We start from the raw sequence: 14722 nt of genomic DNA, 5'->3' as shown, positions 1-14722 counted from the left end.
GACGCGCCACCTTGCCCCACGCCATCGGAACCGCTACGCGAACGCTTCTCATTCGCCCGAGTTCTCGATGACGCGCAACACCGTCCGCGCCTGGACCCTGATCCACAAGTGGACCAGCCTGATCTGCACGACGTTCCTGCTGATGCTGTGCATCACCGGCCTGCCGCTGGTCTTCCACGACGAGATCGACGGAGCGCTGAACCACGATCCGAAGATCGTCGCGGCGCCGGGTCAGCGCCTCGCGACCCTGGACGAGGTGCTGGACACCGCGCTGAAGGCCCGCCCCGGCGAGGTCGGCCTGTTCATGAGCTTCGACACCGATCGCCCGGTGGTGAACGTCACCAGCGGCCCGCGCCCCGACGCGTCCGAGAGCCAGATGCATTTCGCATCCATCGACCTGACCACCGGCAAGATCCTGGCCCCCGGCGGCGCGGCGGGCAGCGTCATGGACGTCATCCTGCGCATCCACAAGGACATGTTCCTGGGTCTGCCGGGCCTGCTGTTCCTGGGCTTCATGGGCCTGCTGTTCACGGCGGCGATCGTCTCGGGCCTGGTCGTCTATCCGCCCTTCATGCGCAAGCTGGACTTCGGCACGGTGCGGGTCTCGCGCTCCAGCCGGCTGAAGTGGTTGGACTATCACAACCTGCTGGGCGTGGTGACGGCGGCCTGGGTCCTCGTCGTGGGCCTGACCGGCGTGATCAACACGCTGTCGGAGCCGATCATCCAGGTCTGGAAGGCCAATGAACTGGCCGCCATGACCGCGCCCTATAAGGGCAAGCCCGCCCCGACGCATCTGAGCTCGATCGGCCAGGCCGTGGCCACCGCCCAGGCCGCCGCGCCGGGCATGCGGGTGCAGTTCGTGGCGTTCCCGGGCGGCTCTTTCTCGAGCAACCACCACTACGCCGTCTTCATGCAGGGCGAGACGCCGGCCACCGAGAAGCTCCTGACCCCGGCCCTGATCGACGCCGAGACCGGCCAGCTGACCGCCATGCGCCGCATGCCCTGGTACGCCCAGGCCCTGCTGCTGTCGCAGCCTTTGCACTTCGGCGACTATGGCGGCCTGCCGCTGAAGATCCTATGGGCGCTGCTGGACGTCGTGACCATCGTCGTTCTGGTCACCGGCCTCTATCTGTGGCTCTCGAAGCGTCGCGGCGGAGAGGCGTCATGAGCCCCTTCCGCCGCGTCTGGGCCGCCCCGATCGCGATCGCCGTCGTCAGCCTGATCGGCTTGGTCGTCGCCCTGCTGGGCGACGGCCTCAACGACTGGGTCTCGTGGATCGGCTTGGCGGTCCCGCTCGTGGTGATCGTCTGGGCCCGCCTTAAGCGGCGGGCTTGAGGCGCACGCCGGGGAAGTCCACCGGCACGTCCAGGGCGACATTGACGTAGTTGGTGAAGAGGTTCAGCGCCACGTGGGCGATGATCTCGACAATGGCCTCGTCGTCGAAGCCGGCGGCCCGCAGGGCCTCGACGTCGGTGTCGGTCACCGCGCCGCGATCGCGCACCAGCCGCAGGGCGAAGGTAAGGGCCACGCGGGTGCGGGGATCAGCCGAGCGACCTTGCTGGGCTTCGGCCATCTCTTCCGCCGAGGCGCCGGCGCGACGGCCCAGGGCCGTGTGGGCGGCCAGGCAGTATTCGCAATTGTTGGCGTTGGCGATGGCCACGGCGATCTCCTCGCCCAGGCGTGCGCCCAGCTTGCCGCCGCCCAGGGCGCCGAATGACCCCCACATGCTGTTGAGCGCCGCCGGCGAATTGGCGACGGCCTTGAACATGTTCGGCACCACGCCGAACGCGCCCTTGATCTGGTCGAGGGCCGGCTTGACGTCGGCGGACGCGGCGGCCGGGTCGATAAGGTTCACACGGGTCATGGGTAGTCTCCTTCTCTAGGCTTGGGGAATGGCGCAGGCGTCGGTGGAGCAGTCGTCGGCGGCTTGGGCTTGCAGCATGCGGGTGATCTCGGCCCCGACATTGAGGTCCGGCGCGTGGCCGAACACCTGACGGCGCAGGCGGCCCTCGGCGTCGATCAGCACCAGGGTCGGGGTGCCGCGCATGCGGTAGGCCGACATGGTCCGAGGGATCGGGTCGTCGATCCCGGCGGCGTCGATGCCGACCGGGAACTTGATCCGATATTCGTGCAGGAAGGCCTCGAGCGTCGCGGGGCTATTGGCCTCGTGATGCTCGAAGACACTGTGCAGGCCGACCACCGCCAGGTCCTCGGCGGGGAAGGCCTCGCGCAGCCGCTGGGCCTGGGGCAGCGCGTGGCTGACGCAGCCGGGGCACAGCATCTGGAAGGCGTAGAGCGCGACGGCCTTGCCGCGCAGCCCCTCCAGAGTCAGGGGTACGGGCGTGTTGAACCACTGCGTCGTCATCCAGGACGGCGCAGGGCCATTCAGCGATGGCATGGGCTTGTTCCTTAGTGAGCGTGAACCGAAGTGACCTTGCCCGGCAGGCTCAGATCGCCGGAGGCCACGTCGAAGACGTCGGACACGCACAGCAGCGGCGCGTGCAGGTTGCCGTTGATCTTCAGCGCCGCGGTGACGCCGTCGAACTTGACGCCCTCGGTCGCGCCGATCACCGAGACCGGCACCTTCACCTCGACGGTGTCGGTGGCCAGGGTCGTCGGATAGGTCGGGCTGTCGATCAGCAGCGGCACGCCGGGCCAGGTGGCCGGCAGCTTGGGCTTGGCGCCTTCGGGGATGTCCTTGACCTTGAGCGCGGCCGGGCCGCAGGCGGGATCCTTGGTCAGCACCACCCAGTGCGGGTGCCAGACGTGGCGGTTGACCGCCCCGGCCGCGCCGTCGTCGAAGTCGGGGTGGAAGGTCACGGCCAGGGCGAGAATGCCCTGGGCGCTCTCGAAACCGACCGTGGCGCTGTCCAGCGAGGTCGGCCAGACATAACTGTAGACCGCGCTGCCGGCGAACTGGCCGGTCGCCTTGGGCTTCAGCTCGCCGGCCTTGCCGCGCACCTGGACCTTGAAGGCGACATCCGTGCCGTTCGAGACGATCTCGGTGCGGACGATGTCGAACGGCGCGGCGGCGACCGGCGTGGCCGGGGCGGTAATCGCCTGGGCGGCGACACCGCCGGCGGTCAGCAGCGAGAGGGCGGAGGCGGCGAGCGCCGAACGCAGGTTAGACATCGAAAGAACCCCTTGATGAGCGCGGCCTCGGCCGCCGTTGTGAAGAAGGTGGTGGTTGATTTCTGTTGCGGGACTGCCCAGTTTCGCTCGCGCGCTATTCAAATTTGCATGGGATGAGCGATGGACTGGGACGACCTCCGCGTATTCCTGGCAGTGGCCAAGTCGGGCAGCCTGACCCGCGCCGCCCGCGACCTGGGCCTCAGCCAGCCGACTGTCGGCCGGCGCATCGCGGCGCTGGAGAAGCGCACCGGCGCGCGCCTCTTGGACCGCACCCCGACCGGCTATGTCACTACCGCGGCAGGCGCGGCGATCCTGGCGGGGCTGGAGCGGATGGAGGGCGAGGCCCTGGCCGTCGAGCGGATGATCATCGGCCACGACGCGGGCCTGTCCGGCCCTGTCCGCGTCACCGCCATCGAGTGGTTCGCCGCCCGCGTGTTGGCCCCGATCTTCGCCGACTTCACCCTGCAGCATCCGGAGGTGACCATCGAGCTGCTGACCGACGTGCGGCTGTTCAGCCTGACGCGGCGCGAGGCCGACATCGCCCTGTCCTTCAACCGCTTCGACCAGGGCGACATCTTCCAGCGCAAGGTCGCCGACGTGCCGCACGCCCTGTTCGCCTCGCCGGACTACATCGCGCGGCGCGGGACGCCCGACTGCCGGACCGGCATGGGCGGCCACGCGATCATCCAGATGGACGAGCAGCATGGCGGCCAGGTCGACGCCGAGTGGCTGGCGACCATTGCCGTCGATGCCCACGTCGCCCTTCGCAGCAACAGCCGCGAGGCCCAGGCCCACGCCTGCGCCGCCGGAGCGGGCGTGGCGGTGCTGCCCCGCTGCCTCGGCGAGAAGACCCCGGGCCTGGTCGAGATCGTCACCCATTCGCTGCCTCCGACACGGACGGTCTGGCTGGGCGTCCATCGCGACGTGCGCCAGACGCCTCGCGTGCGGGCCCTGGTCGAGGCTGCGGCCGAGGGCCTGAAGACGTCCGGCTACCTCGCGGACGCCGCCTAGCGCCCCAGCCGCGCCAGGGCCTGCGCCACGCCCTCGCCGTACAGCGGGTCTGCCTTGGCGCAGTTGGCGATGTGGCGCTGCTGGATGTCGACGCTGGCCCCGCCGACCGAACGGGCGGTGTTGTCGAACAGGGCCTGGCGCTGCTCTGCATTCATCAGCCGGAACAGGTCGCCCGGCTGCTGCCAGTGGTCGTCATCGACCCTGTGATCCCAGTGGGCGGCGGCCCCATCAATGGCCAGCGGCGGCTCGTTCAGCTCGGGCCGGTCCAGCCACTCGCCTCGGCTGTTGGGCCAGTAGTGCGTGGTCCCGCTCAGATTGCCGTCCGTCCGCATCGCCCCGTCGCGGTGATAGCTGTGGAACGGGCACTTGGGCGCATTGACCGGGATGTGGTTGAAGTTGACGCCCAGGCGATAGCGCTGGGCGTCGCCGTACGAGAACAATCGCGCCTGCAGCATCTTGTCGGGCGAGACGCCGATGCCCGGCACGATATTGGCCGGCGTGAAGGCCGCCTGCTCGACCTCGGCGAAGACGTTGTCGGGATTGCGGTTCAGCTCCAGCACCCCAGCCTCGATCAGCGGGAACTGGCCCTTGGGCCAGACCTTGGTCAGGTCGAACGGGTTGAACGGGAAGGCCTTGGCCTGGGCGTCCGTCATCACCTGCACCGACAGCGTCCAGCGCGGGAAGTCGCCGCGCTCGATGGCTTCGAAGAGATCCCGCTGGCTGCTCTCGCGGTCCTTGCCGACCAGGGCCTCGGCCTCGCCGTCGGTCAGATTTTCGATGCCCTGGTGGCTGCGGAAGTGGAACTTGACCCAGGTCCGCTCACCGGCCTCGCTGATGAAGCTGAAGGTGTGGCTGCCGAAGCCGTGCATGTGGCGATAGCCGCGCGGCAGGCCCCGATCGCTCATCACGATGGTCACCTGGTGCAGGGCCTCGGGCAGCAGGGTCCAGAAATCCCAGTTGTTCTGGCTGCTGCGCATGCCCGTGCGCGGGTCGCGCTTGACCGCGTGGTTCAGGTCCGGGAAGCGCAGCGGGTCGCGGAAGAAGAACACCGGCGTGTTGTTGCCCACCAGGTCCCAGTTGCCCTCCTCGGTATAGAACTTGACCGCGAAGCCGCGGATGTCGCGCTCGGCGTCGGCCGCCCCGCGCTCGCCGGCCACGGTCGAGAAGCGCAGGAACACCGGCGTCTGCTTGCCGATCTCGGCGAAGACCTTGGCCTTCGTAAAGCGGGTGATGTCGCCGGTCACCGTGAAGGTCCCGTAGGCGCCCGAGCCCTTGGCGTGCATGCGCCGCTCGGGGATCACCTCGCGATCGAAGTGGGCCAGCTTCTCGATCAGCCAGATGTCCTGCAGCAAGGCGGGTCCGCGCGGGCCGGCGGTCTCGATGTTGACGTTGTCGGCGACGGGGGCGCCGTTGGCGCGGGTGAGGCGGTGATCGGACACGAGATGCTCCGGGCGATCCAAGCGATGCCCAAAGCTTGGCGACGTCGCGCCCGCCAGGATTGAACAAACTGACCGTGGATCACGCTCGGTTGGTGCAAGACCGTTCCGGCCCGCCGGACCCAGGATGTCCGCGTTCGAAAAACGGGGGCTTTGATGAACTCAACCGAACCCACGGAAGACGGCGACGTCACGCGTCGCGGCGTCGTCGGCGGAGGTCTCGGCATCGCCCTGCTGGCGATGGCCGCCCCTCAGGCCGCTTGCACGGCCCAAACCCAGACCCAAGGAAATAGTCAGATGAGCAGCGGCTTTGTCACCACCAAGGACGGCGTCCAGATCTTCTACAAGGATTGGGGTCCCAAGACCGCCCAGCCGATCGTGTTCCACCACGGCTGGCCGCTGAGCGCGGACGACTGGGATAACCAGATGATGTTCTTCTACGCCCAGGGCTTCCGGGTCGTCGCCCATGACCGCCGGGGCCATGGCCGCTCGACCCAGACCGACACCGGCAATGAGATGGACACCTACGCCGCCGACATGATCGCAGTGGCCAAGCATTTGGACCTGAAGAATGCCGTGCACATCGGCCACTCGACCGGCGGCGGCGAAGTCGCGCGGTATGTGGCGCGCTCGGAAGCTGGCCGGGTGGCTAAGGCTGTGCTGATCGGGGCCGTGCCGCCGATCATGGTCAAGTCCGACAAGAACCCCGGCGGCCTGCCGCTGGAGGTGTTCGACGGCTTCCGCGCCGCCACCGCCGCCAACCGCGCCCAGTTTTTCCACGACGTGCCCGCCGGCCCGTTCTACGGCTACAACCGGCCGGGCGCGAAGGTCGACCAGGGCGTCATCCTGAACTGGTGGCGCCAGGGCATGATGGGCGGCATCAAGGCCCACTACGACTGCATCAAGGCCTTCTCGGAGACCGACTTCACCGAGGACCTCAAGGCCATCTCGGTCCCGACCCTGGTCATGCACGGCGACGACGACCAGATCGTTCCGTATGCGGATAGCGCGCCGCTGTCGGTCAAGCTGCTGAAGAACGGCTCGCTGAAGACCTACAAGGGTCTGCCGCACGGCCTGTGCACCACCCACCCCGAGGTGGTGAACCCCGACCTGCTGGCCTTCATCAAGGCCTAAATCCGACGTCTCCCAGCGCACGGCGTACGGTTTCGCCCGCGCCGTGCGTGTTCACTGTCGAGGCCCCTCGCGCGCCTCGGGGAGAACATCATGCTGGGACATGTCGGGGCCGTCGAAACCCATACCTTCCGCCAGCCGCCGAGGATCGGCGGCCTGGCGCCGTGGCGAGCGCGCCAGGTCGAGCGGTTCATCGACGAGAACCTGAGCGCGCCGCTCAGCGTCGCGCGCATCGCCGCCTTCTCGGGCGTGGGTCCCGGCTATTTCGGGCGGGCCTGCAAGGACACCTTCGGCCTGGCGCCCCGCGCCCTGATCACCCACAAGCGCCTGGATCGGGCCAAGGTGCTGATGGCCACCACCGACGAGCCCCTGAACCAGATCGCCCTGGCCTGCGGCTTCGCCGACCAGTCCCACTTCACCAACCGCTTCCGCCGCCTGATGGGCATGACGCCCACGGCCTGGCGGCGCGATCACCGCCGAGCCTAGTCGGCCCGCACCAGCTTCAGCCGGCCCGGGCCGTCCGGCACGGCCCGCACCGGATACAGCTTGGCCAGGCCGCGGGCGAAGCGGGCGTTGTCGCCTGCGCGGAACTGGCCGGTGATGCGTAAGGCCGCCACGCGCGGGTCGTCGATCACCAGCTGCAGCACGGCGTAGCGATTGAGCTGCGCCACCACCTCGCTCAGCGGCTTGTCGTCGAACACCAGGCGGGTCTCGCGCCAGGTCTCGGCGCTGGCCGTGTCGGCCTGGCGCACCATCTCGGGCTTGCCCGGCGTGACCAGCAGCTCCTGCCCCGGTCGCAGCACGACGGCGGCCTGGGCGGGGCTGGCGCCCGGCAGGTCGACCCGGACGCTGCCCTCCAGCAGGGTCACGCGCAGCCCCTCGGAGTCACTGCGCACGTCGAAGCGCGTGCCCAGGGCCGTGACCAACCGCCCCTCGGCCTCGACCACGAAGGGTCGCGCGGCGTCGTGGGCGACGTCGAAATAGGCCTGGCCGCGCACCAGCCTCGCCCGTCGCTCGCCCTTCGTATAGGCCAGGTCCAGGGCGCTGCCGGGCGCCAGGGTCGCCTTGCTGCCGTCGGGCATCGGGAACAGGCGCTGCTGATCGGCGGTCTCGAAGTCGATGGTCTGGACCGCCGCCGCCGGCGCGGCCTGTTCGGCCCTCCACGGCGCCAGGGTCACGGCCAGCCCGACCGCCGCCACCGCGCAGGCGGCGACCGCCAGCCAAGGCGTGACCGAGCGCGGCCCACGCAAGGCCTTGGCCCGGCGGCGCGGCAGGTCCAGTGGCCGGTGCTCGTCGGCGAAGTCGAAGCTGGCCAGCACGTCCTGGGCGTTCAGCCAACCCTCGCGATGGGTCGGATCCTGGTCCAGCCAGGCGTCCAGGCGCGCGGCCTGGACCGGATCGGCCTCGTTGATCTCGACCAGCAGGCGGGCGGCGGCCTGGTCCGGCGGCAGGCCCGCGAGGTCGCTGAGCATACGATCGGTCATCGCGGGATCCTCGTATGCGCCAGCAGGTGTTCGAGGGCGCGGACCATGTGTTTCTCGACCGCGCTGGTCGACAGGCCCAGCCGATGGGCGACCTCGCGCACGGCCAGGCCCTCGATGCGGCGAAGAATGAAGATGGCCCGGGTGCGCTCGGGCAGGGTCGCCAGCGCCTGGGTCGCGACACGCAAGGTCTCGCGGGCGTCCAATTGCCGGGCCAAGTCAACGCCTTGGCCATCGTGACGGTCGGGGTCGAAGGGCACATGGCGGTCGGCCCGCCGCGCCTGGCGCCGCCGATGGCGGTCGATCCAGACGCTGGCGGCGACGCGGAAGACATAGGCCCGGGCGTGTTCTTCCTCGTCCAGGCTCAGCTGGTCGGCGGCGCGGACGAAGACTTCCTGCACCAGGTCCTCGACCTCGGCCTCCTGGCAGGGCCCCAGCCGCCGGCGGAAGAAGCCGGCCAGCGGCTCATTGAGGGACGCCGCCAGCGCCGCCCCGCGCGCCTGGGCGCGGCGGCCTTGCTCGCTCGCCGACGCGTCGCGGGGTCCCTCCATGAACTGTTCATGCTCCAGGAGCATGCGGAACTCCAGCGTCGGCCATTCTTTCGAACACGCGGCGACGCGGGAAATCCGTACGGTCAGTCGAGGTTTTTCTTGGCGTCCTGGTTCATGAAATAGACCTCGTCGATCTCGACCAGCACCACCGAGCGCGGCCGTTTGCCCTCGTGGGTGAAGCGCGCCATCAGGTCCTCGCGCGTCGTCACCCGCGCCAGGCCGTTCAGCCGCAGCACCGCGTCGACGCCGGGGATGAAGAACACCAGGCCCACGCCCGGCTCGCGGACGATGTTGCCTAGGGTGTCCAGCCGATCGGCGCCAGGTCGGTTGGGGAAGGCCAGCTCGGTATCGCTGATCGCGTGGACGAAACCCGCCTCGCCGCCTTGAGGGCTGACGTCGCCACGCCCGTCAGGCCGGGTCGAGCCGATGCAGAAGAACGGCGACAGCGCCAGGAACCGGCGGCTGTGGCGATCGAGCTTCGTCAGGGCCTTGTCGACCACCGCCTTGGCGGGCCCCGCATAGACGGTCCGCGGACCCGCCCTGTCGTCGATGAAACCTGGCTCGCTCATATCCAACTCCACTGTCGCGGAGCAGTATATGCGAATCATTCTCAACTTCAATTACCGACGTGCGTAGCGTCCCGGCGACAGCCCGAAGGACCTCTGGAACAGGGTGGCGAAGGCGCTCAGCGACGAGAAGCCCAGGGTCTGGGCGACCTGGGTCGAGGACTGGCCTGCGCCCAGCAGGGCGGCCGCCTGGGTCATGCGCAGCTGCTGGCGCCAGGCCACGAAGCTCATGCCCGTCTCCTGACGGAAGTTGCGGGTGAAGGTCCGGCGGCTCATGCCCGCCTCGGTCGCCCAGGCGTCGATGTCGCGACCGTCGGCGGGATCGCGGCGCAGAGCGGCGCAGACCCGTTGCAGGCGCGCATCCTGCGGCAGCTTGGGACCGGCCTCGGTCGAGGGCGGCGCGCGGGTGATCTCGCCCAACATCAGGCGGACGATCTCCCCTTCCCGCCCGGCCTCGTCGTACAACGGGCCGAAGGTCAGGAACTCCTCGACCAGGGCGTGGAGGAACGGACTGATGTCCAGCACCCGCAGGCCGTCGGGCTGAGGGCTGGCGGCGGTCGTCACGTAGAGAACGTTGTAGGCGGCGGGACCCGCGCAGCTAACCTCGTGGCGCAGGCCGGCCGGGATCCAGACGCCGCGCCCGGGCGGCAGCACGATCGAGGCGTCACCGGCCCGCACCGCCGCCACGCCTTCCAGCCGGTACGAGAACTGCGCCCGGTCGTGGACGTGGGGCGGGTCGTAGTAGCCGGTCGGCTGGCGACCGTAGAACCCCACGACCGGGCGCACCGGCGGATGGTCGGCGCTACTCTGGTCGATCGGGGGTTCGGACGGTTCGACGGACAACGGAATCCCTGGATGGAGGCGATTGGATATCAGCCGCTGACCCGCACCGGAGGCAGTCGCGAACGGGTCGATATGTTGTGTGATCGGGCCAAAGCCGGACCATATCATTGCGACTGCCTCTCAATAACTTTAAGCGAGCCGGAAATCAAAGTTTCGGTGGGCTTGAAGGGGTGTCGGGCGTGAAGACGACAGGCGTCGTGCGCGGAAAAGGACGAGGCGGCTGGGACGTGGCCGTGCGCGTCGTGCTGGCCATTCCCGGCGCCTATGCCGTCACCGCCGCCTGCACCATGCTGCTGGCCCGCACGATCCCCGCCGCCCGCCTCGACGCCACCCTGTGGGCGACAATCGCCGCGTTCGGCATCTATGCCGCCCTGGTGGTCTGGGTGTTCGCCGCGGCCAGCGCCCTGCGCGCCGGGCTGGTCCTGCTGGCCGTCGGCGTCCTCGCCGGCCTGGGCGCGGTGTGGGCGGCATGAAACAAGGTTTCCGGCAATCGCAGGCGGGCCTGCACACCTGGTCGGGCCTGCTGGTCGGCTGGGTGCTGTACCTGATCTTCCTGAACGGCACGGTCAGCTACTGGCGCGAGGAGATCACCCGCTGGGCCCAGCCCGAGATCGGCGCGCCCCAAAGCCTGGAGACCGTCGCACGCGGCGCGATCACGCACCTGCAGGCCACCGCGCCCAAGGCCGCCTCGTGGCAGATCATGCTGCCCGACGAACGGGCCAGCGGCGCCGAGACGACCTACAAGGAAAAGGGCAAGAAGCCCGTCCTGCGCGGCGACGATCCGACCGCGACGCTGATCGGCCCGGATGGCAAGCCGACCGTCGCCCGCGCGACCGAGGGCGGGAACCTCTTCTACCGGCTGCATTTCGACCTGCGGTACATGCCGGTGATCTGGGGCCGCTGGGTGGTCGGCTTCTGCTCGATGTTCATGCTGGTCGCGATCGTCAGCGGTGTGATCACCCACAAGAAGATCTTCGCCGACTTCTTCACCTTCCGGCCCGGCAAGGGGCAGCGCAGCTGGCTGGACGGCCACAACGCCCTGGCGGTCCTGGCCCTGCCGTTCCACGCCATGATCACCTACACGGGCCTGGTCACCCTGATGGTGATCTACGTGCCGTTCGGCGTGACCGCCAACTATCCCAGCACCAAGGCCTATTACGCCGAGAGCGCGCCGCGCCTGAAGCCGGTCAAGCCCACGGGCCAAGCTGCGCCGCTGGCCGACATCGGCGGGATCCTGGCCACGGCGTCCAGAACCTGGGACGGCGGTCAGCCCGGCATCATCCGGATCGATAATCCGAACGACAAGGCCGCCCGCATCGTCGTCACCCGCCGCGCCTCGGACAAGCTGGTCGACGGCCGCTGGGAGATCGTCTTCGACGGGGTGACGGGCAAGGTCCGCAGCAGCGTCGCGCCCAGCTCGGCCGGCATGATCACCCGCGGCGGCATGATCGGCCTGCACGCCGGCCGCTTCGCGCCGATGACGCTGCGCTGGCTGTTTTTCCTGTCGGGCGTGGCGGGCACGGCCATGGTCGCCACGGGCCTGGTCCTGTGGATCGCCAAGCGTCGCGCCAAGCTGGGGGCCAGGTTCCACTTCGGCTTCTGGCTGGTCGAGCGGCTGAATGTCGGCGCGGTCGCCGGCCTGCCGCTGGCCATGACCGGCTTCCTGTGGGCCAACCGCCTGCTGCCGACCGGCATGGCCCATCGCGCCGACTGGGAAGTCCACGCCATGTTCCTGGCCTGGGGCGCGACCTTGCTCCACGCCTTCGTCCGCCCGCCGAACAAGGCCTGGATCGAGCAGTTGAGCCTGACGGGCGTCGCCCTGCTGCTGCTGCCGGCCTTCGACCAGGCCGCCACCGCGCGTGGCCTGATCGATAGCCTGAAGGCCGGCGACGGCGCGCTGATCGGCATGGAGCTGGGCTTCTTGGTCCTGGGCGCGAGCTTCCTGGCCATCGCCTGGCGCGCGACCCGCTCGCAAGCCAAGCGCCGCGCCAAGGAAGCCGCTCTCGTCCAACTGGCCGAGGCGCGCGGATGACGCTGCTGGTTCTGCTCCTCAGCCTCGTCGGCTTCGCGACCTTGGCCCTGGCCATGGACCGCCACCATCACGCCCGCACCGGCGCGCGGCCAATGAAATCGCGCAAGCGTCTCCTGCAGCTTGCCGGGACCCTGGCCCTGATCCTCAGCTTCGCGGCGTCGGTCGCCGCCTGGGGCTGGGCCTACGGACCGATCTATTGGCTGGGCCTGCTGACCGCCGGCGCCGCGCCGGTGCTGCTGGCCCTGACCTACGCGCCGCCGCGCCGAAAACCCTGAAATTCCTGACTTTCTTGCACCTTTCGAACCAAAGGACACCCAAGCCTTGCCCGCTCGCACCGCCCTCCTCGCCAGCGCCGCCCTCCTGGCGCTCACCTCCGCAGCCCACGCGCAGACGACGGAGGGCACCACCGTCGACAGCGTGCTGGTGACCGGCCGCACCGAGGGCTACCAGGTCAAGGGTACCAACACCGCGACCAAGCTGCCGCTGACCCTGCGCGAGACGCCCCAGTCCCTGACGGTCTTCACCCGCCAGCGGATCGAGGACTTCAACCTGATCACCGTCACCGAGGTCTTCGCCCAGACCCCGGGCGTCAACGTCCAGCAGTACGATTCCAACCGCGTGCTGTTCAACGCGCGCGGCTTCGCCATCACCAACTTCCAGTTCGACGGCGTGTCGACCCAGTACACCACCGGCGCTGGTGGCAATTCGGTGCTGAGCGACACCTCGATCTACGAGCGCATCGAAGTCGTACGCGGGGCCACGGGCCTGGTCACCGGCGCGGGCGATCCGTCGGCGACGATCAACATGGTCCGTAAGCGCCCGACCGAAGACTTCCGCGCCTCGACCAGCCTGTCGGCCGGCTCTTGGGACTACCGCCGGGCCGAGGTCGACGTCTCGGGCCCGCTGGTCAAGAGCGGCCGCATCCGCGCCCGCCTGGTCGGCGCCTATACCGACCGCGAGTCCTACGTCCGCTTCCAGCACGACAAGTCGCCCAGCCTGTACGGCGTGGTCGAGGCCGACCTGACCGACAGCACCCGCCTGCGCCTCGGCGCCGACTATCTGCGCACGGACTCGCAAGGCGGAGCCTGGAGCGCCGCGCCGCTGTTCTTCCGTGATGGGACGAAGGCCGAGCTGCCGCGCTCGTACAGCGCCGGCGCCAAGTGGAACCGCTGGGAGCGCGAGAGCCGCAACCTGTTCGGCGTGCTGGAGCACGACTTCGGCGGCGGCTGGGTCGGCCGCCTGGCCTACAACAACCGCTCGACCGACACCGAGAGCCTGCTGTTCGCCGGTTCCAACAGCGGCGGCTTCGCCGACAAGACCACGGGCCTGGGCCTGACCATCTCGGACACCTACACGGTCAGCGAGACCCGCGAGCAGTCGCTGGACGCCTATGCCTCGGGGCCGTTCCAGGCGTTCGGCCGCCAGCATGAACTGGTCGTCGGCGGCAACGTCTTCAGCCGCGACCTGCGCACGATCAACGCCGGCATCACCAGCCGTCCGTACAGCCTGACCGCCTTCCCCAGCATCTTCAGCTGGAACGGCGACATCGGCCTGCCCGCCGTGTCCAACACTGGCAAGCCGCGCAGCATCGCCAACACCACCGAGGCCGGCCTCTACGCCGCCGTGCGCCTGAACCCGACCGACCGCCTGAAGGTGATCGCTGGCGGTCGCTTCAGCGACTGGGACGTCCAGACCGACAACTTCAGCGCCACGACGGGCGCCTTCGTCAACACCACCGGCCGCTATGGCGAGACCCGCATCGCGCCCTATCTGGGCGTGCTGTACGACCTGACCGGAAACCTCACGGCTTTCGTCAGCTATGCCGACGTCTTCCAGCCGCAGAACCTGCGCACCAAGGACTTCGAGCAGATCGCCCCCAAGATCGGCGGCAACTGGGAGTACGGCCTCAAGGCCGAGTTCTTCGACAAGCGCCTCTACGCATCGCTCAACGGCTTCTACATGCAGCAGGACAATGTCGCGGAAATCGATCCGACCGTGCCGCTGAACAGCCTGCCCGACGGCACGACGGCCTATCGCGCGGTCAGCGGCGTGAAGACCCAGGGCGCCGAGATCGAGGTGTCGGGCTCGATCACCAAGGCCTGGAGCGTGACCGGCGGCTACACCTACACCTTCAACGAGGACGCCAAGGGCGCCCGCGTGTTCACGGTCAATCCGCTGCACATGCTGAAGCTGAACTCGACCTATAAACTGGGCCGCTGGACCCTGGGCGGCGGCATGAGCTGGCAGACCAAGGTCTATCAGAACATGAACGCCCCGACCGGCCGCTTCACCGCCGCCGGCGCGCCGGTCCTGGCCGCCACGCGGGTGACGCAGGGCAGCTACTTCCTGGCCGACGCCCTGGTCCGCTACGCCTTCACCGACAAGATCAGCGCCGGCGTCAACGTCACCAACCTGTTGGACGAGAAGTACTATCGCAACGTCGGCTACTTCAACGGCGGCTATTGGGGCGAACCGCGCCGGGTGCTGTTCAACGTGAGAGCGCGGTACTAGGCGGAACCTAAGCCTGGCCACGGCGTCT

Annotated in this window: 17 protein-coding genes; 9 read left to right on the top strand and 8 right to left on the bottom strand. The window is 69.0% G+C overall.

The genetic code is table 11. The annotated features are described in order from the left end of the window. Positions 1–67 precede the first annotated feature (67 nt). Both AC07NF_RS15490 and AC07NF_RS15485 read left to right on the top strand, forming a co-directional pair. Positions 68–1168 carry a PepSY-associated TM helix domain-containing protein gene (locus AC07NF_RS15490; protein ID WP_494629159.1) on the top strand — a complete coding sequence of 367 codons (1101 nt, stop codon included), beginning with the start codon at positions 68–70 and terminating at the stop codon, positions 1166–1168. After that, complete coding sequence (locus tag AC07NF_RS15485) at positions 1165–1335, top strand: hypothetical protein (protein WP_494629161.1); 171 nt, start codon at positions 1165–1167, stop codon at positions 1333–1335. The genes AC07NF_RS15490 and AC07NF_RS15485 overlap by 4 nt, the downstream gene beginning before the upstream one ends. On the opposite strand, the gene AC07NF_RS15480 is transcribed toward AC07NF_RS15485, so the two are convergent. The 3 genes from AC07NF_RS15480 to AC07NF_RS15470 are packed head-to-tail and all read right to left on the bottom strand — an operon-like array spanning position 1319 to position 3132. Then, positions 1319–1864 carry a carboxymuconolactone decarboxylase family protein gene (locus tag AC07NF_RS15480; protein ID WP_494629164.1) on the bottom strand — a complete coding sequence of 182 codons (546 nt, stop codon included), beginning with the start codon at positions 1862–1864 and terminating at the stop codon, positions 1319–1321. The two genes, AC07NF_RS15485 and AC07NF_RS15480, sit on opposite strands and share 17 nt — an antisense overlap. Positions 1865–1879: 15 nt before the next feature. Beyond that, positions 1880–2398, bottom strand: coding sequence for a redoxin domain-containing protein (locus AC07NF_RS15475; RefSeq protein WP_494629166.1), 519 nt, complete (start codon positions 2396–2398; stop codon positions 1880–1882). Between the two features lie 11 nt (positions 2399–2409). After that, on the bottom strand, positions 2410–3132 hold the full coding sequence (locus tag AC07NF_RS15470; protein ID WP_494629168.1) for a hypothetical protein: 723 nt from the start codon (positions 3130–3132) through the stop codon (positions 2410–2412). 120 nt (positions 3133–3252) lie between these two features. Here AC07NF_RS15470 and AC07NF_RS15465 point away from each other — a divergent pair, with 120 nt between their 5' ends. Further along, a complete protein-coding gene (locus tag AC07NF_RS15465) occupies positions 3253–4143 on the top strand; it encodes a LysR family transcriptional regulator (protein ID WP_494629170.1) in 891 nt (296 codons plus the stop codon). Here the strand turns inward: AC07NF_RS15465 and AC07NF_RS15460 are convergent. After that, positions 4140–5582, bottom strand: a complete 1443-nt coding sequence (locus AC07NF_RS15460) for a catalase (RefSeq protein WP_494629172.1) — start codon at positions 5580–5582, stop codon at positions 4140–4142. The two genes, AC07NF_RS15465 and AC07NF_RS15460, sit on opposite strands and share 4 nt — an antisense overlap. Before the next feature lie 294 nt (positions 5583–5876). Between AC07NF_RS15460 and AC07NF_RS15455 the strand changes: the two genes are divergently transcribed. Then, a complete protein-coding gene (locus AC07NF_RS15455) occupies positions 5877–6713 on the top strand; it encodes an alpha/beta fold hydrolase (protein ID WP_494629453.1) in 837 nt (278 codons plus the stop codon). 90 nt (positions 6714–6803) lie between these two features. Next, positions 6804–7196, top strand: a complete 393-nt coding sequence (locus AC07NF_RS15450) for a helix-turn-helix transcriptional regulator (RefSeq protein ID WP_494629174.1) — start codon at positions 6804–6806, stop codon at positions 7194–7196. Here AC07NF_RS15450 and AC07NF_RS15445 read toward each other — a convergent pair. The 4 genes from AC07NF_RS15445 to AC07NF_RS15430 are packed head-to-tail and all read right to left on the bottom strand — an operon-like array spanning position 7193 to position 10151. Next, positions 7193–8194 (bottom strand): FecR family protein, encoded by a 1002-nt coding sequence (locus AC07NF_RS15445; protein ID WP_494629177.1) that lies wholly within the window; start codon positions 8192–8194, stop codon positions 7193–7195. The genes AC07NF_RS15450 and AC07NF_RS15445 overlap by 4 nt on opposite strands. Next, on the bottom strand, positions 8191–8766 hold the full coding sequence (locus AC07NF_RS15440; protein ID WP_494629178.1) for an RNA polymerase sigma factor: 576 nt from the start codon (positions 8764–8766) through the stop codon (positions 8191–8193). The genes AC07NF_RS15445 and AC07NF_RS15440 overlap by 4 nt, the downstream gene beginning before the upstream one ends. 59 nt (positions 8767–8825) lie before the next feature. Beyond that, positions 8826–9311, bottom strand: a complete 486-nt coding sequence (locus AC07NF_RS15435; RefSeq protein ID WP_494629182.1) for a pyridoxamine 5'-phosphate oxidase family protein — start codon at positions 9309–9311, stop codon at positions 8826–8828. Between the two features lie 51 nt (positions 9312–9362). Continuing rightward, positions 9363–10151: a helix-turn-helix transcriptional regulator gene (locus AC07NF_RS15430; RefSeq protein ID WP_494629185.1), complete on the bottom strand. Its 789-nt coding sequence runs from the start codon at positions 10149–10151 to the stop codon at positions 9363–9365. 179 nt (positions 10152–10330) lie between these two features. Here AC07NF_RS15430 and AC07NF_RS15425 point away from each other — a divergent pair, with 179 nt between their 5' ends. The 4 genes from AC07NF_RS15425 to AC07NF_RS15410 are packed head-to-tail and all read left to right on the top strand — an operon-like array spanning position 10331 to position 14694. After that, entirely contained in the window at positions 10331–10624 is a 294-nt protein-coding gene (locus tag AC07NF_RS15425) for a hypothetical protein (protein WP_494629188.1), read from the top strand. After that, the gene (locus AC07NF_RS15420) at positions 10621–12183 is read left to right on the top strand and encodes a PepSY-associated TM helix domain-containing protein (RefSeq protein ID WP_494629191.1); all 1563 of its coding nucleotides are present in this window, start codon (positions 10621–10623) and stop codon (positions 12181–12183) included. The genes AC07NF_RS15425 and AC07NF_RS15420 overlap by 4 nt, the downstream gene beginning before the upstream one ends. Then, a complete protein-coding gene (locus AC07NF_RS15415; protein ID WP_494629192.1) occupies positions 12180–12458 on the top strand; it encodes a DUF3325 domain-containing protein in 279 nt (92 codons plus the stop codon). The genes AC07NF_RS15420 and AC07NF_RS15415 overlap by 4 nt, the downstream gene beginning before the upstream one ends. Positions 12459–12504: 46 nt before the next feature. Then, entirely contained in the window at positions 12505–14694 is a 2190-nt protein-coding gene (locus AC07NF_RS15410; protein WP_494629196.1) for a TonB-dependent siderophore receptor, read from the top strand. Positions 14695–14722 lie beyond the last annotated feature (28 nt).

The organism is Caulobacter sp. GW821-FHT10A06 (genome assembly GCF_059415805.1).
This window is presented reverse-complemented; position numbering and strand designations above follow the sequence as displayed.

Coding starts and splice junctions, on each gene's coding strand:
- AC07NF_RS15490 (WP_494629159.1), top strand. CDS start 68: ATGACGCGCAACACCGTCCGCGCCTGGACCCTGATCCACAAGTGGACC.
- AC07NF_RS15485 (WP_494629161.1), top strand. CDS start 1,165: ATGAGCCCCTTCCGCCGCGTCTGGGCCGCCCCGATCGCGATCGCCGTC.
- AC07NF_RS15480 (WP_494629164.1), bottom strand. CDS start 1,864: ATGACCCGTGTGAACCTTATCGACCCGGCCGCCGCGTCCGCCGACGTC.
- AC07NF_RS15475 (WP_494629166.1), bottom strand. CDS start 2,398: ATGCCATCGCTGAATGGCCCTGCGCCGTCCTGGATGACGACGCAGTGG.
- AC07NF_RS15470 (WP_494629168.1), bottom strand. CDS start 3,132: ATGTCTAACCTGCGTTCGGCGCTCGCCGCCTCCGCCCTCTCGCTGCTG.
- AC07NF_RS15465 (WP_494629170.1), top strand. CDS start 3,253: ATGGACTGGGACGACCTCCGCGTATTCCTGGCAGTGGCCAAGTCGGGC.
- AC07NF_RS15455 (WP_494629453.1), top strand. CDS start 5,877: ATGAGCAGCGGCTTTGTCACCACCAAGGACGGCGTCCAGATCTTCTAC.
- AC07NF_RS15450 (WP_494629174.1), top strand. CDS start 6,804: ATGCTGGGACATGTCGGGGCCGTCGAAACCCATACCTTCCGCCAGCCG.
- AC07NF_RS15445 (WP_494629177.1), bottom strand. CDS start 8,194: ATGACCGATCGTATGCTCAGCGACCTCGCGGGCCTGCCGCCGGACCAG.
- AC07NF_RS15440 (WP_494629178.1), bottom strand. CDS start 8,766: ATGCTCCTGGAGCATGAACAGTTCATGGAGGGACCCCGCGACGCGTCG.
- AC07NF_RS15435 (WP_494629182.1), bottom strand. CDS start 9,311: ATGAGCGAGCCAGGTTTCATCGACGACAGGGCGGGTCCGCGGACCGTC.
- AC07NF_RS15420 (WP_494629191.1), top strand. CDS start 10,621: ATGAAACAAGGTTTCCGGCAATCGCAGGCGGGCCTGCACACCTGGTCG.
- AC07NF_RS15415 (WP_494629192.1), top strand. CDS start 12,180: ATGACGCTGCTGGTTCTGCTCCTCAGCCTCGTCGGCTTCGCGACCTTG.